This window comes from Streptomyces sp. NBC_01166, assembly GCF_045039765.1.
In the GTDB taxonomy this organism is placed as follows: domain Bacteria; phylum Actinomycetota; class Actinomycetes; order Streptomycetales; family Streptomycetaceae; genus Streptomyces.
The window spans coordinates 1,613,860-1,635,899 of sequence record NZ_CP108613.1 but is presented as its reverse complement, the minus strand read 5'-3'; the positions used below and the strand labels follow the sequence as shown (position 1 = coordinate 1,635,899).

Below are 22,040 nucleotides of genomic sequence, written 5' to 3'. Positions count from 1 at the left end.
CGCAGGATGGAACCATGGACTGGAATCACTACCGCTTCACGAGCGTCTGGGACCTGCCCGCGCCGCCCGACACCGTCTACGCCGCCCTGGAGCGCGTCGAGGACTACCCCCGGTGGTGGCCCCAGGTCCGGGGGATCAGTCGCATCGACGACTCCACCGCCCGGGCCCGCTTCCGCTCGTCCCTCCCGTACGACCTCGTCCTGACACTGCGGCAGCGCCGCAACGACCCCGCCGCACGGACCCTCGAAGCGGCCATGAGCGGCGACCTCGAAGGCTGGGCACGCTGGACCGTCGCCCCGCACAAGGGCGGCAGCCGCATCGTGTACGAGCAGGAGGCCGAGGTGCGCAGGGCGCTGCTGCGCCGGCTCGCCGTCCCCTGCCGCCCCTTCTTCCGCGCCAACCACACGCTGATGATGCGCGCCGGACGCCGCGGACTGGGGGCATGGCTCCAAGCGGTTTGAACGGAGACCGCCGAGCCCTGTATGGTTCAACCCGTTCCCGGGCGATTAGCTCAGTGGGAGAGCGCTTCGTTCACACCGAAGAGGTCACTGGTTCGAAACCAGTATCGCCCACCCGGGAAAAGCCGGTCCGTCAGTGTCATCGACGGACCGGCTTTCGCGTGCCCGGCGCCGGTCAGGCCGCCGCGGGGAGCTCCGGACGCAACGGCCACGCCGGATCCACGGCCTCCGGTGCGCCGTTCTTCTCGAACCACGCCTGCAGCCCGCGCGCCTGAGCCGCGTGCCACACCGCCTGCAGCGAGTGCACCTCGGCCGGTGACAGCCGCTCCAGCCGGGCGGAGAACCGCCGCCCCACCGCCCGCACCAGTTCGAGCGACGCCGCCGCGTCGGCCGCCGCGTCGTGCGCGCCGTCCAGCGTCACCCCGTACAGCTCGCACAGGTCCGTGAGCGTGCGACGGCCCTTGCGGTAGCGGTCCAGGTGCTTGTCCAGGACCCGCGGGTCCAGCACGCACAGCGGCTTGTTCCGCAGATAGCCGGCCAGCGACGACGCCCGGTGGCGCCTCAGCTCCCGGTCCAGCAGCGTCAGATCGAACGGTGCGTTCATCACGACCAGCGGCCGTCCCGTCGCGCACTGCTCCGCCAGCGCCCGGGCTATCTCCTCGACGACCGGCGCGGGCCAACGGCCGTTGCGCTGCAGGTGGTCGTCGGTCAGACCGTGGATCTCGGTGGCGCCGGGCGGCACCGGAATCCCCGGATTGACCAGCCAGCGGGTGACGCGGAGCCGTCCGCCCGCCGCGTCCTGGACGACGAGGGCGGCCGAGACGATCCGGTCCTCCTCGACATCCACGCCTGTTGTCTCGGTGTCAAAAGCCGCCAGCGGCCCCTCGAACCAGTGCATCATCCCCGAACTCCTCGCGCCTGCTCGGCAGATGGCGGGATTCCTCTGCCCGGTTCGGTGATACCCGCGCCCTATGCCTGATACGCCGTTTACGGCCCGCCTCCTGCGGTGACAACACAAGTGACGGGCACGGAAGTTGACCAGCCCGCCAGCGGAGACCGGGCAACCGGTCGGCACAGCCCGGAAGGCACGGAGCCATGGCGCTCGCGCAGCCGAACCCAGGGAGTCCCGCCCGCACCGAGGACCACGGGGGAAAGCCGCCGCGACAGCGGAGCACACCACCGCTGCGCGGCACACTCGCCACCACCGCCTGCATGGAGACCCTCCAGGTGGGCTACCTCCACGCGGTTGCGGCCGCGGCGGGCTGTTCGCTCTCGCAGCCCTTTCCCGACAACGGCATCGACTGGCACGTCAGCCACGGCGCCCCCGACCACACGGTCGACGACGAAGTGACCATCAAGGTGCAGCTCAAATGCACCTACCAGATCCCTCCGCACCCACCCGGCGCCGCGTTCTCCTTCACCCTCGACAACGCCCATCTGGTGAAGCTCGCGCGCACCCCGGTGTCGGTGCACAAGATCCTGGTCGTGATGCTCGTGCCCCGCAGCCAGGACGACTGGCTGAGGGCCGGACACGACCGGCTGGACCTTCGGCACTGCTGTTACTGGACGAACCTGGCCGGCCACCCGGTGACGGGCCGGCACCGGACCACCGTGCGGATGCAGACCTCGCGGATCTTCGACGACCGCGCGCTCTGCGACATCATGGCCCGGGTCGGGGCGGGAGGGAGACCCTGATGCACCGGTCTATGGACGAGCCCACCGGAGGGACGATCCCGGCGGGCAGCCGTGCGCACCCGTACGCCGACGGCCCCGGCCCCGGAGGGGCCCCGGACCCCGCACGCGTCGACCCCGCCGTCCTCGGTGCCCTGCTGCGGCGCCACGGCTGGCACCGGCGCGGAGGCGCGAGCGGACGCTACAGCCGCTGGGTCCCGCCCGGTCCCGCCGCCGGTGGCACCAGCCTGCTCGTGCCGGACGGCACCGCCTTCCCCGACGGCGAGGAACTGCTCGCCGAGGCCCTCACCGCGCTCACCCGGAGCGCCGCCCCCTCGGCCCGCGACATCCTGGTCGCCCTCACCGTGCCCAGCGACGAGATCCGCTGGTGGCGTGACGTCCCCGAAGGCGCCTCGGGAGCCGCCGACTGGACCGGCACCGACCAGCTGCGCAGAGCGGCACGGCAGATCCTCCTCGCCGGATCCCTCGCCGTACGCGGCCGGGCCGGCTACCACGGCGCCCGGCACCGGGGGAAAGCCCGGAGGGCCCTGGACGGCACCCTGGTCGGACCCGCCGCCGACGGCCGCTGCCTCACCGCGTTCGTCCCTGTCACCTCGGGGCGGGCCGTCGCCGTACAGCTCTACGCGGCGCTGCACGCGGCCCGGGAGGCCGTCGACTACCAGCGGGCCACCGGCGGCATGGAAGCCTTCGACACCGCCGTCGCCGCCGGCGTCAGCCGGGAACTGACCGACGCGGTCGTCGCCCTCGTCCGGGGAGCGGAGGGCGCCAGGATCACGCTGGCCTGGGCGCCCGCAGCCGGAACGCCCGAAGGGTGCCCCGCGCACCCCGAGCCCGTCGAGTTCTCCCCGGGCGATCTGCCCGCCCTCCGCATGGCGGGAGCGCGCTACCAGCAGGACGAGCCCGCCGTTCCCGTACGCATCACCGGAGCCGTCGTGCGGCTGCGCCGCTCCGGGCCGCGCGGCCCCGGCATCGTGCGGCTGCGAGTGCTGGCCGGAGCCGAGGTGGCGTACGTACGGATCGAGTTGGACGAGGAGGCCTACCGGATCGCGGGCCACGCGCACCTGGTCGGACTCCCGCTGCGGGTGGAGGGCAGACTGGAGAACCGGGGCGGCTTCCGCCGGCTCAGCGGCGCCTCCCAGGTCACACCGGTGCAGGTGGACGAGGCCGAGCGGGACCGGCTGATGAAGTCGCTCCACGAGAACGTCGACTTCTTCGAGGAGGCGTGCACGGGGGACGAGGAGTAGCCCGCCCGGTATCCCTTTCGCGTCGAGGCCCCCCGGCTCGGTACGATTCCTCTTGCGCGCGCCAGAGGAAAGCGACGCACCCCCTCAGTCAGGAGAGACCGGTGTCAGACGTCCGTGTGATCATCCAACGCGATTCCGAGCGGGAAGAGCACGTGGTGACGACGGGCACGACGGCCGCCGAGCTCTTCCCCGGGCAGCGCACCGTCGTCGCGGCCCGGGTCGACGGCGAGCTGCGGGACCTCGCGTACGAGCTCGGGGACGGCGAGGTCGTCGAGCCCGTCGAGATCTCCTCCGAGGACGGCCTGAACATCCTGCGGCACTCCACCGCGCACGTGATGGCGCAGGCCGTGCAGGAGCTGCACCCCGAGGCCAAGCTGGGCATCGGCCCGCCGGTCAAGGACGGCTTCTACTACGACTTCGACGTCGAGAAGCCGTTCACGCCCGAGGACCTCAAGGCCATCGAGAAGAAGATGCAGGAGATCCAGAAGCGGGGCCAGAGGTTCTCCCGCCGGGTCGTGACCGACGAGGCGGCCCGCGAGGAGCTCGCCGGCGAGCCGTACAAGCTGGAGCTCATCGGCATCAAGGGCTCCGCCTCCACGGACGACGGCGCGGACGTCGAGGTGGGCGGCGGCGAGCTGACGATCTACGACAACCTGGACGCCAAGACCGGCGAGCTGTGCTGGAAGGACCTCTGCAGGGGGCCGCACCTGCCCACCACCCGGTTCATCCCCGCGTTCAAGCTGATGCGTAACGCGGCGGCGTACTGGCGGGGCAGCGAGAAGAACCCGATGCTCCAGCGCATCTACGGCACCGCCTGGCCCACCAAGGACGAGCTCAAGGCGCACCTGCTGTTCCTGGAGGAGGCCGCCAAGCGCGACCACCGCAAGCTCGGCAACGAGCTGGACCTCTTCTCCTTCCCCGACGAGATCGGCCCCGGCCTCGCGGTCTTCCACCCCAAGGGCGGCGTCATCCGCCGGGCCATGGAGGACTACTCGCGGCGCCGCCACGAGGAGGAGGGCTACGAGTTCGTCTACAGCCCCCACGCCACCAAGGGCAAGCTCTTCGAGAAGTCCGGCCACCTCGACTGGTACGCCGACGGCATGTACCCGCCCATGCAGCTCGACGACGGGGTGGACTACTACCTCAAGCCGATGAACTGCCCGATGCACAACCTGATCTTCGACGCGCGGGGCCGTTCCTACCGTGAACTGCCGCTCCGCCTCTTCGAGTTCGGCACGGTGTACCGGTACGAGAAGTCGGGTGTCGTCCACGGCCTGACCCGCTCGCGCGGCTTCACGCAGGACGACGCGCACATCTACTGCACCCGCGAGCAGATGGCCGAGGAGCTCGACCGGACGCTCACCTTCGTCCTGAACCTGCTCCGCGACTACGGTCTGACCGACTTCTACCTGGAGCTGTCCACCAAGGACCCCGAGAAGTTCGTCGGCTCGGACGAGGCCTGGGAAGAGGCCACCGAGACGCTGCGTCAGGTCGCCGAGAAGCAGGGCCTCCCGCTGGTCCCGGACCCGGGCGGCGCCGCGTTCTACGGCCCGAAGATCTCGGTGCAGTGCAAGGACGCCATCGGCCGTACGTGGCAGATGTCGACCGTGCAGCTCGACTTCAACCTGCCGGAGCGCTTCGACCTGGAGTACACCGGCCCGGACGGCACCAAGCAGCGCCCGGTCATGATCCACCGTGCGCTGTTCGGCTCCATCGAACGCTTCTTCGCGGTGCTGCTGGAGCACTACGCGGGCGCGTTCCCGGTCTGGCTGGCCCCGGTCCAGGCGGTCGGCATCCCGATCGGCGACACCCACATCCCGTACCTCCAGGAGTTCGCCGCCGAGGCGCGCAAGAAGGGGCTGCGGGTCGAGGTGGACGCCTCGTCCGACCGGATGCAGAAGAAGATCCGCAACCACCAGAAGGCCAAGGTCCCGTTCATGATCATCGTCGGGGACGACGACATGAACGCGGGCACGGTGTCCTTCCGCCACCGCGACGGTTCGCAGGAGAACGGCATCGCCCGTGACGAGGCGATCACCAAGCTCGTCGACGTGGTGGAGCGTCGCGTGCAGGTGTGATCCCCGCCCGACAGGAGGCCCCCGGAGAGCTACGCGCTCCCCGGGGGCCTCTTCTCGTCCTCCCGCTCGAACACCTCCACCAGCCACGACGAGAACGAGCCCGTCACCGCCCCGAGCAGAGCCAGCCCGCACGCCATCATGAACGCCGCGATCACCCGGCCGACCGGGGTCACCGGCACCGCGTCGCCGTATCCCACCGTGGTGAGCGTCGCGCACGCCCACCACAGCGAGTCGCCGAAGGTACGGATGGTGGAGCCGGGCGCCCCCTGCTCCTGGTGGTAGACCGCGAGCGCCGAGGAGAAGCCCAGGAGCGCGGCGGAGAGGCTCGCATACGTCATCACCCGGGCGTACAGACTCAGCCCGGGGCCGGCCCTGCGCTGCTGGACCGCCGTGTAGACCTTGACCATGCGCAGCGGGCGCAGCAGCGGCAGGAGCAGGACGGCCGTGTCCAGCCAGTGACGGTGCACGAATCGGATGCCCAGGCCGCTGAGCCTGAGCCGCACGCCGTAGTCCACGACGAAGAGCAGCCAGGTGGCGGCGACGAGCGCCAGGGCGATGTCGCGCCAGGGCTGGGCGCCGACGAGGACGCGGACCGCGTAACCGGTGAGGAAGACCAGCGCCGAGGCGAAGAGAGGCACCTCGGTGCGCTGCTCCCATTCCTTCAGCCGGGCGGGGTCGGGGGCCGTGGGGCGGTCGCTCATGGCGTCAGCATCGCGGTGCCCCGGCGGGCTCGCCCCCGGCGACACGCGCGCCGGGAGTGACGCAATATGCTGACCGGCATGACGAGTGAGCCGGAACAGCAGATCGGAGTGGGGACGCCCGACGCGTTCCAGCGCCTGTGGACGCCCCACCGGATGGCCTACATCCAGGGTGAGAGCAAGCCGAGCGGCCCGGGAGCCGGGGACGGCTGTCCGTTCTGCGAGATCCCCTCGAAGTCCGACGAGGACGGGCTCATCGTCGCCAGGGGCGAGCGGGTCTACGCCGTGCTCAATCTCTATCCGTACAACGGCGGGCACCTGATGGTGGTGCCGTACCGGCACGTGGCCGACTACACCGAGCTCGACGGTCCGGAGACCGTGGAGCTGGCCGACTTCACCAAGCGGGCCATGGTCGCGCTGCGGGCCGCCTCCGGGGCGCACGGCTTCAACATCGGGATGAACCAGGGCGCCGAGGCAGGGGCGGGCATCGCCGCGCACCTCCACCAGCACGTGGTGCCCCGCTGGGGCGGGGACACCAACTTCATGCCCGTCGTCGGTCACACGAAGGTGCTTCCTCAGCTGCTGGGGGACACCCGGACGATGCTGGCCGGTGTGTGGCCGGCCGCACAGCCGTCAGCCTGAGCCGCGGGGGTTCCCGTCCCGGGCCGGGTCAGGCGTCGTAGACGTCGGCCTTCCTCGGGGCGGGGTCCTGGACCATGCCGCTGAGGATCGAGGAGCGGGTGTCGAAGCGCTCGGTGTCGACACCGTGCTCCGTCAGGACCCGTTTGGCGGCGGAGTGCACCACACGCAGCACCGGGGTGGCGGCGCGCATGGCGTCGTCGGCCATGAAGCGGTGCCCCCACGGCTTGGCCGCCCAGGCGTGGCGCAGGCCGAACGGCTCGGGCAGGACGATCTTGCCGCCCAGGTAGTCGAGCAGTGGGGGATACCAGGTCAGAGGGGCCCGGAGGGCGAGCCGGACGACCTCGCTCGCCTTGATGAGCGGAAGCGCGACCTTCCGGGTCTCCCAGAACCTGACCGCCTTCTTGACCGTCTTGGTCGGTGCCTCAGGCTTGCTGAGGAAGAGCCCGTGGACGGGACCCAGTGCGTGTCCGGTGACCTCGATCCGCAGGGTCTCGTGGAGCACGGTGACGGTGATCAGCATGGTGATCACCAGCTGGCCGTCCCAGAGGGTGAACTGGACGCCCAGGTAGTGTCGGTCGCCGCTGCCGAACTGCTGGTGGTTGCAGATGCGCTGTATCTCGTGGGGCTTGACCTGGAAGGTGGCGACGTCCTCCCCGGCGGGCCGGGAGACGGAGTCCGCGTTCTCCCCGATGGGGGACACGATCCAGTGCTTGACGGACGGCGTGGGGAAACCACCGGTGTTCAGCGGGCCGCGCTCCAGCAGCTTCAGCTGGTCGTGGATGGCACGCACGACGTCCCAGCTGCGGAACTGGTGGATCTCCTTGGTGGGGTCCGCGGGGGTGAGCTCCTCGGCGAGATGCCAGCCGCCCCACCGGGTGCCCATCCCCAGGATGCCCTTGGGGCCGGCGTAGAAGACGGCGTTGGACTGCTGCTCCGCCGCGAGCTTCTCCAGACTCTGCCGCAGCGCCTCGCGCGCGGTCTCGTTGGGACTCTTGGGTGCGGCCTCGGGGATCTTCGCGATGACGCCGGCGCCGGACAGGAGCCCCTCCCAGCGGGCCCGCAGGTCGCGTACGGACGTCTCGGCGATCCGCTTGGCGACCAGCCAGCCGATCACCGGGGCGATCGCCGAGGCGCGCAGGTAGAGGGCCAGGGGCCCGGTCAGGGGCATGGCGACAAGGAAGAACGCGGCGGCGGCGCCGAGCGCGACGAGCAGGATGCCGCCCAGCGCCTGGAAGAACCTGTCCTTGGACTTGTTGAGGAAGTCGCGCAGCCGGAAGGCGAGGACCCAGAACAGCAGCCCGGGCAGGAAGAGGACGCCGAGGACGAGGGTGACCACGGTGAGCTTCTTGTCACGGGCCTTGCGCAGACCGTTCGCGGAGAGGCAGTGCTCGACGACGGTCTGCGGGTCGGTGCCGAAGGACTGGATGAGGGCGTTGCGGCCGCCGCCGAGCATGCGTTCCTGGACGGCCCGGGAGAACGCCTCGCCCAGATTCGGCTTGAAATAGTCGGACTTGAACAGCTTGGACTCGCCCGGTTTCACCTCGGACTTGTGCCACTCGCTGTTGGCCTTCAGGATCTCGGTCACATCGCTGTCGCGGTACGCGGCGGAGGCGAGGGCGTTGGTCGCCACCGCCTGCCCTCCCGAACCCTGGAGCGGGATCTGCGCTCCGGGAGAGAAATCGAATCCGTCGTTGGCCACTGTCGCCCCCACTCGCCCGCACGGTCTGCTCCTGCGGCTGTTCCCAACTACCGTACGTCGCACACCTTCTGAGCTGGGCCCACAGAGTATCGTCCGGGCGCGCCGCCCGCCCGCCGATGTGGCCGGGGGCGGGCGGAAGGAGCCAGATCCAGTCAACTAGCTCACGTTTGTGCTGCTTTCCGGCGCTTCGCGGATGCGGTCGGCGAGTTGGGGAGGCATCGGTTCGTGCCGGGCGTACGCCCGGTCGAACCGTCCGGTGCCGTGCGTCAGGGAGCGGAGGTCGACGGTGTACCTGCCGATCTCGATCTCCGGCACCTCAGCCCGTACGAGCGTCCGCTCACCGGTCGCCTGCTCGGTGCCGACGACCCGCCCGCGTCGCCCCGCGAGATCGCTCATGACAGCCCCCACGTAGTCGTCCGGAACGAGGACGCCGACCTCGGCGACGGGTTCGAGGAGCTGGATGCGGGTGTCGGCCGCGGCCTCGCGCAGCGCCAGGGCGCCCGCGGTCTGGAAGGCGGCGTCGGAGGAGTCCACCGAGTGCGACTTCCCGTCGAGCAGGGTGACGCGTACGTCGACGAGCGGATGGCCGGCCGCGACACCGCGGGCCGCCTGGGCGCGTACGCCCTTCTCCACGGACGCGATGAACTGCCGCGGCACCGAACCGCCGACCACCTTGTCCACGAACTCGATACCGGTGCCGGGCGGCAGCGGCTCGACCTCGATCTCGCAGATGGCGTACTGGCCGTGACCACCGGACTGCTTGACGTGCCGGCCCCGCCCCAGGGTCCGCGAGGCGAAGGTCTCGCGCAGCGGCACGCGGTGGGGTTCGGCGTCCACCTGCACGCCGTACCTGCTGCGCAGGCGCTCCAGCGCGACCTCCGCGTGCGCCTCGCCCATGCACCACAGGACGACCTGGTGGGTGTCCTGGTTCTGCTCAAGACGCATGGTCGGATCCTCGGCGACCAGACGCGCCAGCCCCTGCGAGAGCTTGTCCTCGTCGGCCTTGCCGTGGGCCCGGACCGCCAGCGGGAGCAGCGGGTCGGGCGTGGTCCACGGCTCCATCAGCAGCGGTTCACCGCTGCCGGAGAGGGTGTCCCCGGTCTCGGCCCCGCCGAGCTTGGAGACGCCGGCCAGGTCTCCGGCGATGCAGCTGTCCAGGGGGTGCTGCTGTCTGCCGAAGGGTGCGGAGAGGGCCCCGACGCGTACGTCGGCCTCGTGGCAGGGGCGGGCGCCGCCCCCGGGTCCGGTGAGCCCGTGACCGCGCACGTGCACGGCGTCGTCGGGGCGCAGGGTGCCGGAGAAGACGCGCACGAGGGAGATCCGTCCCACGTAGGGGTCGGACGTGGTCTTCACGACCTCGGCGACCAGGGGCGCCTCCGGATCGCAGACCGGGGCGGGGCGCGGGGCGCCGTCCGGGGTGGTGACGGCGGGCAGGGTGCGCTCCTCGGGAGAGGGGAAGCCGCGGGTGATCAGATCGAGGAGTTCCACGGTGCCGATGCCCTGGCGGGCGCCGTCGGCGGCGGGCGCGGCGGTGAGGACGGGGTGGAAGGAGCCGCGCGCGACCGCGCGTTCCAGGTCCGCGACGAGCGTCGTGACGCCTACCTCGCCGCCCCCGAGGTAGTGGTCCATCAGGGTCTCGTCCTCGCTCTCGGCGATGATCCCCTCGATGAGCCGGTTACGGGCTTCCTGGAGCGGTTCCCGCTGGTCACCGCTGGGCGGTGCCTCCTGCCGTTCCCCCGATGAGTAGTCGAAGATCCGCTGGGTGAGGAGCCCGGTGAGCCCGGTCAGCGGCGCGTGTCCGTCAGGGCCCTCGGGCCCCTGCACCGGCAGGTAGAGGGGGAGCACCGCGTCGGGGTCGTCGTGCCCGAAGATCCGGCCGCAGATCCGGGTTATCTCGTCGAAGGACGTACGCGCGGTGTCCAGGTGGGTGACGACGATCGCCCGGGGCATCCCGACGGCCGCGCACTCCTCCCAGACCGCGCGGGTGGTGCCTGCCACGGCGTCGGCCTCCTGGGCGGCCGAGACGACGAAGAGGGCCGCGTCCGCCGCGCGCAGACCGGCCCTGAGGTCCCCGACGAAATCCGCGTAGCCGGGGGTGTCCAGCAGATTGATCTTGTAGCCGCCCCATTCGACGGGGACCAGCGAGAGCTGTACGGAACGCCGTCGGCGCTGTTCGATCTCGTCGTGGTCGGAGACGGTGGTGCCGTCCTCGACCCGGCCGGCCCGGTTCAGCGCCCCGGCCGTCAGCGCGAGAGCCTCGACCAGAGTGGTCTTGCCCGAGCCGCTGTGGCCGACCAGCACCACGTTCCGTACGGAAGCGGGCCGGTCGGCCGTCGCTGCCCTGCCGGCGGCTCCGGTGTGCGTGTGAGTCCTGTCGCCCATGATGCGTGCCTCCCGATCGGTTGGCGCAGTGCCGCAAGAGCTGGGGGAGTGGATGCACGGGCAGGGCGGAGCCGCCGCGGCGGCTTCGGCGACGCCCGCGGTCATTCGAGCTTTTCACTCGTGCCGGAAGCCGTCCATACGTCGCACACGGCGAAGCATGACTTCCGGGACATCCGGCGGGACGGGGTGCCCCGCCGTTGGGCGGCACGGCTCGTGACTACGATGGGCCAGCCGATGGCCGAAAGGGCCGCGGCGCCCACCGAACCTCGGGAAGGCCATGCTGAACAAGTACGCGCGTGCATTTTTTACGCGTGTCCTCACACCGTTCGCCGCTCTGCTGCTCCGCCTCGGGGTCAGTCCCGACGCGGTCACTCTCGTCGGTACGGCCGGAGTGATGGCAGGTGCGCTGGTCTTCTTCCCGATGGGGGAGTTCTTCTGGGGCACGATCGTGATCACGGTCTTCGTCTTCTCGGACCTGGTCGACGGCAACATGGCCCGGCAGGCCGGGATCTCCAGCCGGTGGGGCGCGTTCCTGGACTCGACGCTCGACCGGGTCGCGGACGGGGCGATCTTCGCCGGGTTCGCGCTCTGGTACGCGGGCAGCGGTGACGACAACGTGCTGTGCGCGGTCGCGATCTTCTGCCTGGCCAGCGGCCAGGTGGTCTCGTACACGAAGGCGCGCGGCGAGTCGATCGGCCTGCCGGTCGCGGTGAACGGACTGGTGGAGCGCGCCGAGCGGCTCGTCATCTCACTGGTCGCGGCGGGCCTCGCCGGCCTGCACGGCTTCGGTGTGCCGGGGATCCAGGTCCTGCTGCCGATCGCGCTGTGGATCGTCGCCGTCGGCAGCCTGGTGACGCTGGTCCAGCGGGTGGTGACCGTGCGCAGGGAGTCGGCCGAGGCCGATGCCGCCGCGGCCGCCGCCCAGGGCGGGACGGCGGAACAGGGGAGCGAGGCCACGCAGTGAGCGGCACCGGAACCGATCTCAGGGGCCGGCTGACCGACGGGCTCTACGGCCTGGGCTGGGGCGCGGTCAAGAAGCTCCCCGAACCGGCGGCCACCGCGCTCTTCCGCACCCTGGCCGATCAGGTGTGGAAGCGGCGCGGGAAGTCCGTGCTGCGGCTGGAGTCGAACCTCGCCCGGGTGGTGCCCGACGCGGACGCCGCCCGCCTCGCCGAGCTGTCCAAGGCCGGCATGCGCTCGTACATGCGCTACTGGATGGAGTCCTTCCGGCTCCCGACCTGGACCCCGGAGCGGATCAAGGCCTCCATAGAGGTCCGCGACGTCCACCGGCTCACCGAGAGCCTGGAAGCGGGCCGGGGCGTCGTCCTCGCGTTGCCGCACCTCGGCAACTGGGATCTGGCGGGCGCGTGGGTCACCACGAACCTCAAGGTGCCGTTCACGACGGTCGCCGAGCGGCTCAAGCCCGAAACCCTCTACGACCGGTTCGTCGCCTACCGCCAGGGCCTCGGCATGGAGGTCCTGCCGCACAACGGAGGCGCCGCGTTCGGGATCCTCGCCCGGCGGCTGCGCGCCGGCGGGCTGGTCTGCCTCGTGGCCGACCGCGACCTGTCCGCCTCCGGCGTCGAGGTGGACTTCTTCGGCGACACCGCGCGCATGCCCGCCGGCCCGGCCCTGCTGGCCCAGCAGACCGGTGCGCTGCTGCTGCCCGTGACCCTCTGGTACGACGGCACGCCCGTGATGCGGGCGCAGGTCCATCCGCCCGTCGCGGAACCGGAGACAGGCACCCGGGCCGAGAAGACGTCCTCCATGACACAGGCGCTGGCCGATGCCTTCGCCACCGGGATCGCCGAGCATCCGGAGGACTGGCACATGCTGCAGCGACTCTGGCTCTCCGATCTGGAACCCCAGGGGGAAGCTCCGTGAAGATCGGCATCGTCTGCCCGTACTCCTGGGACGTTCCGGGCGGGGTGCAGTTCCACATCCGCGACCTGGCCGAGCACCTGATCCGCCTCGGCCACGACGTCTCCGTGCTCGCGCCCGCCGACGACGAGACACCGCTCCCGCCGTACGTCGTCTCCGCGGGCCGGGCCGTGCCCGTCCCGTACAACGGCTCGGTCGCCCGGCTGAACTTCGGGTTCCTGTCGGCTGCGCGCGTCAGGCGCTGGCTCAACGACGGCACCTTCGACGTCATCCACATCCACGAGCCCACCTCGCCCTCGCTCGGCCTGCTCACCTGCTGGGCGGCGCAGGGGCCGATCGTGGCCACGTTCCACACGTCCAACCCCCGCTCCAGGGCCATGATCGCGGCGTACCCGATCCTCCAGCCCGCGCTGGAGAAGATCAGCGCGCGGATCGCGGTGAGCGAGTACGCCCGCCGGACCCTGGTCGAGCACCTCGGCGGCGACGCCGTGGTCATCCCGAACGGCGTCGACGTGGACTTCTTCGCCCGGGCCGAGCCGAAGTCCGCGTGGCAGGGCGGCACGCTCGGCTTCATAGGGCGCATCGACGAGCCGCGCAAGGGGCTGCCCGTCCTGATGAAGGCGCTGCCCACGATCCTCGCCGCCCGCCCGGAGACCCGGCTGCTGGTCGCGGGGCGCGGCGACGAGGAGGAGGCGGTCGCCTCGCTGCCCGAGAAGATGCGCTCGCGCGTCGAGTTCCTCGGCATGGTGAGCGACGAGGACAAGGCCAGGCTGCTGCGCAGCGTCGACGTGTACGTCGCGCCGAACACCGGCGGGGAGAGCTTCGGCATCATCCTGGTCGAGGCCCTGTCGGCCGGAGCGCCCGTACTCGCCAGCGACCTGGACGCGTTCGCGCAGGTGCTCGACCAGGGAGCCGCCGGCGACCTGTTCGCCAACGAGGACGCGGACGCCCTGGCCTCGGCCGCGATCCGGCTCCTTGGCGACCCCGATCGGCGCTCGGGGCTGCGGGAACGGGGCAGCGCGCATGTGCGCCGCTTCGACTGGACGACGGTCGGCGCGGACATCCTGGCGGTGTACGAGACGGTGACCGACGGGGCGGCGGCCGTGGACACCGACGAACGCACGGGGCTCCGCGCGCGCTTCGGCCTCGCCCGGGACTGAGCGAGGCCGGTCACCGCCCCGGAGGCGCACCGGCGCGACCGGGCGGTCCCCTCCGACGGTAGCCTTGCCGCCCGTGATCGAAATCCTCATCTGGACCGTCGTCGCGCTCTTCGCGATCGGCCTGTATCTCAGCTGGACCGCCGGGCGGCTCGACCGGCTCCACGCCCGTATCGACGCGGCCCGGGCAGCGCTCGACGCCCAGCTGCTGCGCCGCGCCTCGGTCACCCAGGAACTGGCCACCGCCGGGGTCCTGGACCCTGCCGCGTCGATCGTGCTCTACGAGGCCGCGCACGCGGCGCGGCAGGCCGAGGAGGAGCAGCGCGAGGTCGCCGAGAGCGAGCTGAGCACCGCCCTGCGGGCCGTGTTCGGCGAGGCGGCGCAGGTCGAGGCCGTGAAGGAGTTCCCGGGCGGCGAGGACGCGGCGAAGGAACTGGCCGCCGCCGTACGCCGCGTACCGATGGCGCGCCGCTTCCACAACGACTCGGTGCGCGCCGCCCGCGCGCTGCGCAGACACCGGACCGTACGGCTGTTCCGGCTCGCGGGGCACGCCCCGTTCCCGCTCGCGTTCGAGATGGACGACGAGCCGCCGGTCGCCCTGGCGGACCGTCCCGGCAGCTGAGCGCGGACCGCCCCGGCGGCGAGCGGCGATCGGCCGGATCGCCCCGGAGGCGTGCAGAACGATCCACGCGGTGTTCATTGGCCCTTGCTGTGGACTGCTCCCGGAGCGTTTGCTCGGATCTGCACCGTCCAGCGTTTCTCCACCCCCAGTGAGGTCGATCCGTGTCTACGCTCCCCACCACCCCGCAGTCCGCCGAGACCCCGGCCACCGGCACCGCCCGCGTCAAGCGCGGCATGGCCGAGCAGCTCAAGGGCGGCGTGATCATGGACGTCGTCAACGCCGAGCAGGCGAAGATCGCCGAGGACGCGGGCGCCGTGGCCGTCATGGCGCTGGAGCGGGTGCCGGCCGACATCCGCAAGGACGGCGGCGTGGCCCGGATGTCGGACCCCAACATGATCGAGGAGATCATCGAGGCCGTCTCCATCCCCGTCATGGCCAAGTCCCGCATCGGCCACTTCGTCGAGGCCCAGGTGCTCCAGTCCCTGGGCGTCGACTACATCGACGAGTCCGAGGTCCTCACCCCGGCCGACGAGGTCAACCACAGCGACAAGTTCGCCTTCACCACCCCGTTCGTCTGCGGCGCCACCAACCTGGGCGAGGCCCTGCGCCGTATCGCCGAGGGCGCCGCCATGATCCGCTCGAAGGGCGAGGCGGGCACGGGCAACGTCGTCGAGGCGGTCCGCCACCTGCGCCAGATCAAGAACGAGATCGCCCGCCTGCGCGGCTTCGACAACAACGAGCTGTACGCCGCCGCCAAGGACCTCCGCGCCCCCTACGAGCTGGTCAAGGAGGTCTCCGAGCTCGGCCGGCTGCCCGTCGTCCTGTTCTCGGCCGGCGGCGTGGCGACCCCCGCGGACGCGGCCCTGATGCGTCAGCTCGGCGCCGAGGGCGTCTTCGTGGGCTCCGGCATCTTCAAGTCCGGCGACCCGGCCAAGCGCGCCGCCGCCATCGTGAAGGCCACCACCTTCTACGACGACCCGAAGATCATCGCGGACGCCTCGCGCAACCTCGGCGAGGCCATGGTCGGCATCAACTGCGACACGCTGCCCGAGGGTGAGCGCTACGCCAACCGCGGCTGGTAAGCACCGATGACCGACACCCCTGTCATCGGAGTCCTGGCTCTCCAGGGCGACGTACGGGAACACCTGATCGCTCTGGCCTCGGCTGACGCCGTGGCCAGGCCGGTCAGGCGGCCCGAGGAGCTCGCCGAGGTCGACGGGCTCGTCATACCCGGTGGCGAGTCCACCACGATGTCCAAGCTGGCCGTCCTCTTCGGCATGCTGGAACCGCTGCGTGAGCGGGTTGCCGCCGGGATGCCGGTCTACGGCACCTGCGCCGGCATGATCCTGCTCGCCGACAAGATCCTCGACCCGCGCTCCGGCCAGGAGACGGTCGGCGGCATCGACATGATCGTGCGCCGTAACGCTTTCGGGCGGCAGAACGAGTCCTTCGAGGCGGCCGTCGAGGTCGACGGCGTGCCCGGCGGACCCGTCGAGGGCGTCTTCATCCGGGCCCCCTGGGTGGAGTCGGTCGGCGCCCGCGCGGAGGTCGTCGCGGTGCACGGCGGGCACATCGTGGCCGTACGCCAGGGAAACGCCCTCGCCACGTCTTTCCACCCGGAACTGACCGGCGACCACCGGGTGCACGCACTCTTCACCGACATGGTGCGCGCCGTGGGCTGATCCGACCCCGGTAGGATCTCTCGGGTTCGGATCGATTTTGGTGACGCGAAGGAGAAGGCAGATGTCCGGCCACTCTAAATGGGCTACGACGAAGCACAAGAAGGCCGTGATCGACGCCAAGCGCGGCAAGCTCTTCGCGAAGATGATCAAGAACATCGAGGTCGCGGCCCGCACCGGCGGTGCCGATGTGTCCGGCAACCCGACCCTCTTCGACGCCATCCAGAAGGCCAAGAAGAGCTCGGTCCCGAACAAGAACATCGACTCGGCGGTCAAGCGCGGTGCCGGTCTCGAGGCCGGTGGCGCCGACTACGAGACGATCATGTACGAGGGCTACGGGCCGAACGGCGTCGCGGTGCTCATCGAGTGCCTCACCGACAACCGCAACCGCGCCGCGTCCGACGTCCGTGTCGCCATGACCCGTAACGGCGGTTCGATGGCGGACCCGGGCTCGGTCTCGTACCTGTTCAACCGCAAGGGTGTCGTGATCGTCCCCAAGGGCGAGCTGGGCGAGGACGACGTGCTCGGTGCGGTGCTCGACGCCGGTGCCGAGGAGGTCAACGACCTCGGTGACACCTTCGAGGTGCTCAGCGAGGCCACCGACATGGTCGCGGTCCGCACCGCGCTGCAGGAGGCCGGCATCGACTACGACTCGGCCGAGGCCAACTTCGTCCCGACCATGCAGGTCGAGCTCGACGAAGAGGGCGCGCGCAAGATCTTCAAGCTGATCGACGCGCTGGAGGACAGCGACGACGTGCAGAACGTCTTCGCCAACTTCGACGTCTCGGACGAGGTCATGGAGAAGGTCGACGCCTGAGGCGGCGCAACCGGGACGGGCCGACGGGACACACCCCGTCGGCCCGTCGCATTGTCAGCGGGAGCCGATAGCCTGCGGGAACAGATGACCGAGCGGCGGAGGGGGCCCATTCATGCGGGTGTTGGGTGTGGACCCGGGGCTGACCCGGTGCGGTGTCGGAGTCGTCGAGGGAGTCGCCGGCCGGCCGCTCACCATGGTCGGCGTCGGCGTGGTGCGGACCCCGCCCGACGCGGAGCTCGGTCACCGGCTCGTCGCCATCGAGCAGGGCATCGAGCGGTGGCTCGACGAGCACCGGCCCGAATTCGTCGCCGTGGAGCGGGTGTTCAGCCAGCACAACGTGCGTACGGTCATGGGCACCGCACAGGCCAGCGCCGTCGCCATGCTCTGCGCGTCGCGCCGCGGCATCCCGGTCGCCCTGCACACCCCGAGCGAGGTCAAGGCCGCCGTCACCGGGTCGGGACGCGCCGACAAGGCGCAGGTCGGCGCCATGGTGACCCGGCTGCTGCGGCTCGACGCGCCGCCGAAGCCCGCCGACGCCGCGGACGCCCTCGCCCTCGCCATCTGCCACATCTGGCGCGCGCCCGCGCAGAACCGACTGCAGCAGGCCGTCGCCGCCCACCGCACGCTGAAAGGCCGTACCGCATGATCGCCTTCGTCTCAGGCCCGGTGGCCGCCCTAGCCCCGGCCACGGCCGTGATCGAGGTCGGCGGCATCGGCATGGCCGTCCAGTGCACCCCCGAGACCCTCGCCGGTCTGCGGATCGGCAAGGAGGCGAGACTGGCGACGTCCCTGGTGGTCCGGGAGGACTCGCTCACCCTCTACGGCTTCGCGGACGACGACGAGCGGCAGATCTTCGAGCTGCTCCAGACCGCCAGCGGTGTGGGTCCCCGGCTCGCGCAGGCCATGCTCGCCACCCACAGCCCGGACGCCCTGCGCATCGCCGTGGCCACCGGTGACGAGAAGGCGCTCACCGCCGTGTCCGGCATCGGCAAGAAGGGTGCCCAGAAGCTCCTCCTCGAACTCAAGGACCGGCTCGGCGAACCGGTCGGCGCGCACATCGGGCAGCAGGGCATCGGCACCGCCGTCAGCAGCTCCTGGCGCGACCAGCTGCAGGCCGCCCTGATCGGCCTCGGCTACGCCACCCGCGAGGCCGACGAGGCGGTGACCGCGGTGGCTCCGCAGGCCGAGGCCGCGATCGCCGACAGCGGCCAGGCCCCCGTACCGCAGCTGCTGCGCGCCGCCCTCCAGACACTCAACCGCGCACGCTGACCCCAGGGGCCGCCACGCGCCCCGCACGCCGGCCGGAACACCGCACGGACCGGCACCGAAACACCCGAGGCGGGACTGACGAGATGAACTGGGACGAGACCGGGCCCGACACCGGCGACCTCACGGACGAGCGGCTGGACGACCGCCTCGTGGACGCCGGGGCGGACGGCGAGGACACCGCCGTCGAGGCGGCCCTGCGCCCGAAGGACCTCCACGAATTCGTCGGCCAGGAGACGGTGCGGGAACAGCTCGACCTGGTCCTCAGGGCGGCCCGCGCCCGGGGCGCCACCGCCGACCACGTCCTGCTCTCCGGCGCCCCCGGCCTGGGCAAGACCACCCTCTCCATGATCATCGCGGCCGAGATGGGCGCGCCGATCCGGATCACCTCCGGCCCCGCCATCCAGCACGCCGGCGATCTCGCCGCGATCCTGTCCTCGCTCCAGGAGGGCGAGGTCCTCTTCCTCGACGAGATCCACCGCATGTCGCGGCCGGCCGAGGAGATGCTCTACATGGCGATGGAGGACTTCCGGGTCGACGTCATCGTCGGCAAGGGCCCGGGCGCCACCGCCATTCCGCTGGAGCTGCCGCCGTTCACTCTCGTCGGCGCCACCACCAGGGCGGGACTGCTGCCTCCCCCGCTGCGTGACCGCTTCGGCTTCACCGGCCACATGGAGTTCTACGCCCCCACCGAGCTGGAGCGGGTCATCCACCGGTCCGCCGGCCTGCTCGACGTCGCCATAGACACAGCCGGCGCCGCCGAGATCGCCGGACGCTCCCGGGGCACGCCCCGTATCGCCAACCGGCTGCTGCGCCGTGTCCGGGACTACGCCCAGGTCAAGGCCGAAGGACGGATCGACCGGGACATCGCCGCCGCGGCCCTGCGGGTGTACGAGGTCGACGCCCGGGGGCTCGACCGGCTGGACCGCGCGGTGCTCGGCGCCCTGCTGAAGCTCTTCGGGGGAGGCCCCGTCGGGCTCTCCACCCTCGCCGTGGCCGTCGGCGAGGAGCGCGAGACCGTCGAGGAGGTCGCCGAGCCCTTCCTCGTACGGGAAGGACTGCTCGCGAGGACCCCGCGGGGCAGGGTCGCGACCCCGGCGGCATGGGCGCACCTCGGACTCGTGCCTCCGCAGCACGGTGCAAAGGGACAACAGGGCCTGTTCGGGGCGTGACACAGGACGGGTTGGCCAGCAGGGGAACCACGGTGCCATGCTGGACGTTGTTCCAATGATGCGGACTCGCTTAGACTCCGCCGATGCCGCCCGTTCAGGTCGGTGTACCCACCCCCGTAGACCAGGCCGCGTGAATCCAGCGTGGTCGTGCGAAGGAAGTTCCGTCCCGTGAGTCTCGTGACCCTCCTCCCCTTCATCGTGCTCATCGGGGCCATGTTCCTGATGACCCGGTCCGCCAAGAAGAAGCAGCAGGCGGCTGCGCAGATGCGCAACGACATGCAGCCCGGTACCGGCGTCCGGACGATCGGGGGCATGTACGCCACCGTCAAGGAGATTCTGGACGACACGGTCCTCCTCGAGATCGCGCCCGGCGTGCACGCCATCTTCGCGAAGAACGCCATCGGCGCCGTCCTCGACGACGCGGAGTACAACCGCATCGTCCACGGTGACGAGCTGGACGCCGACGGCACGGTCGTGCCCGACGACGCCTCATCGCTCACCGCCGGGGAGTCCACGGACGAGGACGCGGCCGACGACGTCGCGAAGATCGACCTGGGCAAGAAGGCCGAGGACGCCGCGCCGGAGGACGCCGGGACCAAGGGCTCCGAGGTCAAGGACGCCAAGGCCGACGGCGAGGGCGACGCGAAGTAGTTCCACGACCCAGAGACGCCGGACACCCGAGGGTGTCCGGCGTCTCACGGGCCGTGCGGTCTTCTGCGGGGGCGGGTCCCCACAACACTTCGTGGCCGCTCGGGCGCGTACCCGGCGCGGGGCGGTTGGACAGGGAGAAACGAAAAGGTGGCAGCACCGAAGAAAGGCCGGGGTTCAACCGGTGGACAGGGCAAGCCGGGCCGTGCCCTGGCTCTGATCCTGATCGCCATGGTCGCCCTGACCGGCGGGATGTTCCTGTCCGGTCACACCACGCCCCGGCTCGGCATCGACCTGGCCGGCGGCACATCGATCACGCTCAAGGCGAAGAGCCAGCCCGGCAAGCCTGACGCGATCAACGAGACCAACATGAACACCGCGGTCAGCATCATCGAACGCCGTGTCAATGGTCTGGGTGTCTCCGAGGCCGAGGTTCAGACCCAGGGCCCCTCGAACATCATCGTCAACATTCCCAAGGGGACGAATTCGAAGCAGGCCCGGGAGCAGGTCGGCACGACCGCCCAGCTGTACTTCCGGCCCGTGCTCACGGTCACCGGCGGCGCACCGACCCCCGAGGGTTCCACGAGCCCGTCCGCGAGCGGTTCCGGGAAGCCGAGCGCCACGCCCAGTGCGAAGGCGAGCGACCCGGAAACAGCCTCCGATTCGAAGACGACGCCCTCGGCGAGCGCCACCACCCAGGGCCGCGCGGTCACCGGCGCCCTGAAGGAGGACGCGACGCCGACCCCGTCCGCGAGCACCTCCGGTGGATCGGAGACCCCCGCGGCCACCGGGACGCCCGACCCCGCCACCGCGGCGCTCGAGAAGAAGTTCACCGCGCTGGACTGCACCGACGCGGCCGCCCGCGCCAAGGCCGGCGACGGCGTCAAGCCCGAGGACCCCACGGTCGCGTGCAGCTCCGAGGGTGACGCCAAGTACCTCCTCGGCCCGGCCGAGGTCTCCGGTACGGACGTCGACGACGCGAAGGCCCAGTTCGACCAGCAGCGCGGCATCTGGCTCGTCTCGATGGAGTTCACCGACAAGGGCTCCAAGAAGTTCCAGACGATCACCAAGAAGCTGTCGTCGCAGCAGTCCCCGCAGAACCAGTTCGCGATCTCCCTCGACGGTGAGGTCGTCTCCGCACCGCAGGTGAACGAGGCGCTCAGCGGCAGCGCCGAGATCTCCGGCAGCTTCACGCAGCAGTCGGCGGAGGACCTGGCCAACGTCCTGTCCTACGGCGCGCTCCCGCTCTCCTTCAGCGAGGACACCGTCACCACCGTCACCGCCGCCCTCGGCGGCGAGCAGCTGGAGGCCGGTCTCATCGCCGGCGCCATCGGGCTGGCCCTGGTCGTCATCTACCTGGTGGCCTACTACCGTGGCCTGGCGCTCATCGCCCTTCTCAGCCTGCTGGTCTCCGGCATCCTGACGTACACGATCATGGCCCTGCTCGGCCCGGCCATCGGCTTCGCGCTGAACCTCCCGGCCGTCTGCGGTGCCATCGTGGCGATCGGAATCACAGCGGACTCGTTCATCGTCTACTTCGAACGCATCCGCGACGAGATCCGTGAGGGCCGCACGCTCCGTCCGGCCGTCGAGCGCGCCTGGCCCAGGGCCCGCCGCACCATCCTCGTGTCCGACTTCGTGTCGTTCCTCGCGGCGGCCGTCCTCTTCCTCGTCACCGTCGGCAAGGTCCAGGGCTTCGCGTTCACGCTCGGGCTCACGACCCTGCTCGACGTCGTCGTGGTGTTCCTCTTCACCAAGCCCGTCATGACGCTCATGGCCCGCACGAAGTTCTTCGCCAGCGGTCACCCGTGGTCCGGCCTGGACCCGAAGAGGCTCGGCGCCAAGCCGCCGCTGCGCCGCTCCCGCCGCGTCACCGCCCGCACCGACCACCCGAAGGAGGCGTGA

The 22,040-nt window shown here is 71.0% G+C and carries 21 protein-coding genes and 1 tRNA gene; 18 read left to right on the top strand and 4 right to left on the bottom strand.

Annotation, left to right across the window (positions count from 1 at the left end; translation table 11 throughout):
- Nucleotides 1-14: 14 nt before the first annotated feature.
- Nucleotides 15-461, top strand: coding sequence for an SRPBCC family protein (locus OG379_RS07480; protein ID WP_405660569.1), 447 nt, complete (start codon nt 15-17; stop codon nt 459-461).
- Nucleotides 462-500: 39 nt separating this feature from the next.
- A tRNA-Val gene (locus OG379_RS07475) sits at nt 501-572 on the top strand.
- 61 nt (nt 573-633) lie between these two features.
- On the opposite strand, the gene OG379_RS07470 is transcribed toward OG379_RS07475, so the two are convergent.
- Nucleotides 634-1,359, bottom strand: a complete 726-nt coding sequence (locus tag OG379_RS07470) for a 3'-5' exonuclease (RefSeq protein ID WP_399234662.1) — start codon at nt 1,357-1,359, stop codon at nt 634-636.
- Nucleotides 1,360-1,553: 194 nt separating this feature from the next.
- Here OG379_RS07470 and OG379_RS07465 point away from each other — a divergent pair, with 194 nt between their 5' ends.
- The 3 genes from OG379_RS07465 to thrS all read left to right on the top strand — a co-directional run bounded on the left by OG379_RS07465 (nt 1,554) and on the right by thrS (nt 5,472).
- A complete protein-coding gene (locus OG379_RS07465) occupies nt 1,554-2,153 on the top strand; it encodes a DUF4365 domain-containing protein (protein ID WP_405660567.1) in 600 nt (199 codons plus the stop codon).
- Nucleotides 2,153-3,394, top strand: a complete 1,242-nt coding sequence (locus tag OG379_RS07460) for a hypothetical protein (RefSeq protein WP_405660564.1) — start codon at nt 2,153-2,155, stop codon at nt 3,392-3,394. Before OG379_RS07465 ends, OG379_RS07460 begins: the two co-directional genes overlap by 1 nt.
- Before the next feature lie 101 nt (nt 3,395-3,495).
- Nucleotides 3,496-5,472 carry a threonine--tRNA ligase gene (gene thrS / locus OG379_RS07455; RefSeq protein ID WP_405660562.1) on the top strand — a complete coding sequence of 659 codons (1,977 nt, stop codon included), beginning with the start codon at nt 3,496-3,498 and terminating at the stop codon, nt 5,470-5,472.
- Between the two features lie 29 nt (nt 5,473-5,501).
- Here the strand turns inward: thrS and OG379_RS07450 are convergent, their stop codons facing one another.
- Nucleotides 5,502-6,173: a potassium channel family protein gene (locus OG379_RS07450; protein WP_405660560.1), complete on the bottom strand. Its 672-nt coding sequence runs from the start codon at nt 6,171-6,173 to the stop codon at nt 5,502-5,504.
- 66 nt (nt 6,174-6,239) lie between these two features.
- Here OG379_RS07450 and OG379_RS07445 point away from each other — a divergent pair, with 66 nt between their 5' ends.
- Nucleotides 6,240-6,812 (top strand): HIT family protein, encoded by a 573-nt coding sequence (locus OG379_RS07445; RefSeq protein ID WP_393758355.1) that lies wholly within the window; start codon nt 6,240-6,242, stop codon nt 6,810-6,812.
- 28 nt (nt 6,813-6,840) lie between these two features.
- Here OG379_RS07445 and OG379_RS07440 read toward each other — a convergent pair whose 3' ends face one another.
- Together OG379_RS07440 and OG379_RS07435 are read right to left on the bottom strand one after the other, a co-directional pair.
- Nucleotides 6,841-8,511 (bottom strand): hypothetical protein, encoded by a 1,671-nt coding sequence (locus tag OG379_RS07440; protein ID WP_393758419.1) that lies wholly within the window; start codon nt 8,509-8,511, stop codon nt 6,841-6,843.
- Between the two features lie 156 nt (nt 8,512-8,667).
- On the bottom strand, nt 8,668-10,893 hold the full coding sequence (locus OG379_RS07435; RefSeq protein ID WP_405660559.1) for an elongation factor G-like protein EF-G2: 2,226 nt from the start codon (nt 10,891-10,893) through the stop codon (nt 8,668-8,670).
- A 277-nt stretch (nt 10,894-11,170) separates the two neighbouring features.
- On the opposite strand from OG379_RS07435, the gene pgsA reads away from it, so the two are divergent.
- The 12 genes from pgsA to secD all read left to right on the top strand — a co-directional run bounded on the left by pgsA (nt 11,171) and on the right by secD (nt 22,040).
- A complete protein-coding gene (gene pgsA / locus OG379_RS07430) occupies nt 11,171-11,857 on the top strand; it encodes a phosphatidylinositol phosphate synthase (protein WP_393758359.1) in 687 nt (228 codons plus the stop codon).
- Nucleotides 11,854-12,777: a phosphatidylinositol mannoside acyltransferase gene (locus tag OG379_RS07425; protein ID WP_393758361.1), complete on the top strand. Its 924-nt coding sequence runs from the start codon at nt 11,854-11,856 to the stop codon at nt 12,775-12,777. Before pgsA ends, OG379_RS07425 begins: the two co-directional genes overlap by 4 nt.
- Nucleotides 12,774-13,934, top strand: coding sequence for a glycosyltransferase family 4 protein (locus tag OG379_RS07420; protein WP_405660555.1), 1,161 nt, complete (start codon nt 12,774-12,776; stop codon nt 13,932-13,934). The genes OG379_RS07425 and OG379_RS07420 overlap by 4 nt, the downstream gene beginning before the upstream one ends.
- A 73-nt stretch (nt 13,935-14,007) precedes the next feature.
- A complete protein-coding gene (locus tag OG379_RS07415) occupies nt 14,008-14,553 on the top strand; it encodes a hypothetical protein (protein WP_104790384.1) in 546 nt (181 codons plus the stop codon).
- 161 nt (nt 14,554-14,714) lie between these two features.
- Nucleotides 14,715-15,635, top strand: a complete 921-nt coding sequence (pdxS, locus tag OG379_RS07410) for a pyridoxal 5'-phosphate synthase lyase subunit PdxS (protein ID WP_104790385.1) — start codon at nt 14,715-14,717, stop codon at nt 15,633-15,635.
- 6 nt (nt 15,636-15,641) lie between these two features.
- Nucleotides 15,642-16,235 carry a pyridoxal 5'-phosphate synthase glutaminase subunit PdxT gene (gene pdxT / locus OG379_RS07405; RefSeq protein ID WP_393758366.1) on the top strand — a complete coding sequence of 198 codons (594 nt, stop codon included), beginning with the start codon at nt 15,642-15,644 and terminating at the stop codon, nt 16,233-16,235.
- 61 nt (nt 16,236-16,296) lie between these two features.
- Nucleotides 16,297-17,049, top strand: coding sequence for a YebC/PmpR family DNA-binding transcriptional regulator (locus tag OG379_RS07400; RefSeq protein ID WP_099176837.1), 753 nt, complete (start codon nt 16,297-16,299; stop codon nt 17,047-17,049).
- A 112-nt stretch (nt 17,050-17,161) separates the two neighbouring features.
- A complete protein-coding gene (gene ruvC / locus OG379_RS07395) occupies nt 17,162-17,695 on the top strand; it encodes a crossover junction endodeoxyribonuclease RuvC (protein WP_033304357.1) in 534 nt (177 codons plus the stop codon).
- Nucleotides 17,692-18,318 carry a Holliday junction branch migration protein RuvA gene (gene ruvA, locus OG379_RS07390; protein WP_362929271.1) on the top strand — a complete coding sequence of 209 codons (627 nt, stop codon included), beginning with the start codon at nt 17,692-17,694 and terminating at the stop codon, nt 18,316-18,318. The genes ruvC and ruvA overlap by 4 nt, the downstream gene beginning before the upstream one ends.
- Nucleotides 18,319-18,401: 83 nt before the next feature.
- Nucleotides 18,402-19,487, top strand: a complete 1,086-nt coding sequence (gene ruvB, locus OG379_RS07385; protein WP_405660551.1) for a Holliday junction branch migration DNA helicase RuvB — start codon at nt 18,402-18,404, stop codon at nt 19,485-19,487.
- A 168-nt stretch (nt 19,488-19,655) separates the two neighbouring features.
- On the top strand, nt 19,656-20,138 hold the full coding sequence (gene yajC / locus OG379_RS07380; RefSeq protein WP_405660548.1) for a preprotein translocase subunit YajC: 483 nt from the start codon (nt 19,656-19,658) through the stop codon (nt 20,136-20,138).
- A 147-nt stretch (nt 20,139-20,285) separates the two neighbouring features.
- A complete protein-coding gene (gene secD / locus OG379_RS07375) occupies nt 20,286-22,040 on the top strand; it encodes a protein translocase subunit SecD (protein WP_405660546.1) in 1,755 nt (584 codons plus the stop codon).

What these genes read in the sequence shown, in the direction of transcription:
- OG379_RS07460 (WP_405660564.1), top strand. Translation starts at nt 2,153, where the DNA reads ATGCACCGGTCTATGGACGAGCCCACCGGAGGGACGATCCCGGCGGGC.
- ruvB (WP_405660551.1), top strand. Translation starts at nt 18,402, where the DNA reads ATGAACTGGGACGAGACCGGGCCCGACACCGGCGACCTCACGGACGAG.
- OG379_RS07465 (WP_405660567.1), top strand. Translation starts at nt 1,554, where the DNA reads ATGGCGCTCGCGCAGCCGAACCCAGGGAGTCCCGCCCGCACCGAGGAC.
- OG379_RS07400 (WP_099176837.1), top strand. Translation starts at nt 16,297, where the DNA reads ATGTCCGGCCACTCTAAATGGGCTACGACGAAGCACAAGAAGGCCGTG.
- pgsA (WP_393758359.1), top strand. Translation starts at nt 11,171, where the DNA reads ATGCTGAACAAGTACGCGCGTGCATTTTTTACGCGTGTCCTCACACCG.
- ruvC (WP_033304357.1), top strand. Translation starts at nt 17,162, where the DNA reads ATGCGGGTGTTGGGTGTGGACCCGGGGCTGACCCGGTGCGGTGTCGGA.
- OG379_RS07470 (WP_399234662.1), bottom strand. Translation starts at nt 1,359, where the DNA reads ATGATGCACTGGTTCGAGGGGCCGCTGGCGGCTTTTGACACCGAGACA.
- OG379_RS07435 (WP_405660559.1), bottom strand. Translation starts at nt 10,893, where the DNA reads ATGGGCGACAGGACTCACACGCACACCGGAGCCGCCGGCAGGGCAGCG.
- pdxT (WP_393758366.1), top strand. Translation starts at nt 15,642, where the DNA reads ATGACCGACACCCCTGTCATCGGAGTCCTGGCTCTCCAGGGCGACGTA.
- OG379_RS07450 (WP_405660560.1), bottom strand. Translation starts at nt 6,173, where the DNA reads ATGAGCGACCGCCCCACGGCCCCCGACCCCGCCCGGCTGAAGGAATGG.
- ruvA (WP_362929271.1), top strand. Translation starts at nt 17,692, where the DNA reads ATGATCGCCTTCGTCTCAGGCCCGGTGGCCGCCCTAGCCCCGGCCACG.
- OG379_RS07480 (WP_405660569.1), top strand. Translation starts at nt 15, where the DNA reads ATGGACTGGAATCACTACCGCTTCACGAGCGTCTGGGACCTGCCCGCG.
- OG379_RS07445 (WP_393758355.1), top strand. Translation starts at nt 6,240, where the DNA reads ATGCTGACCGGCATGACGAGTGAGCCGGAACAGCAGATCGGAGTGGGG.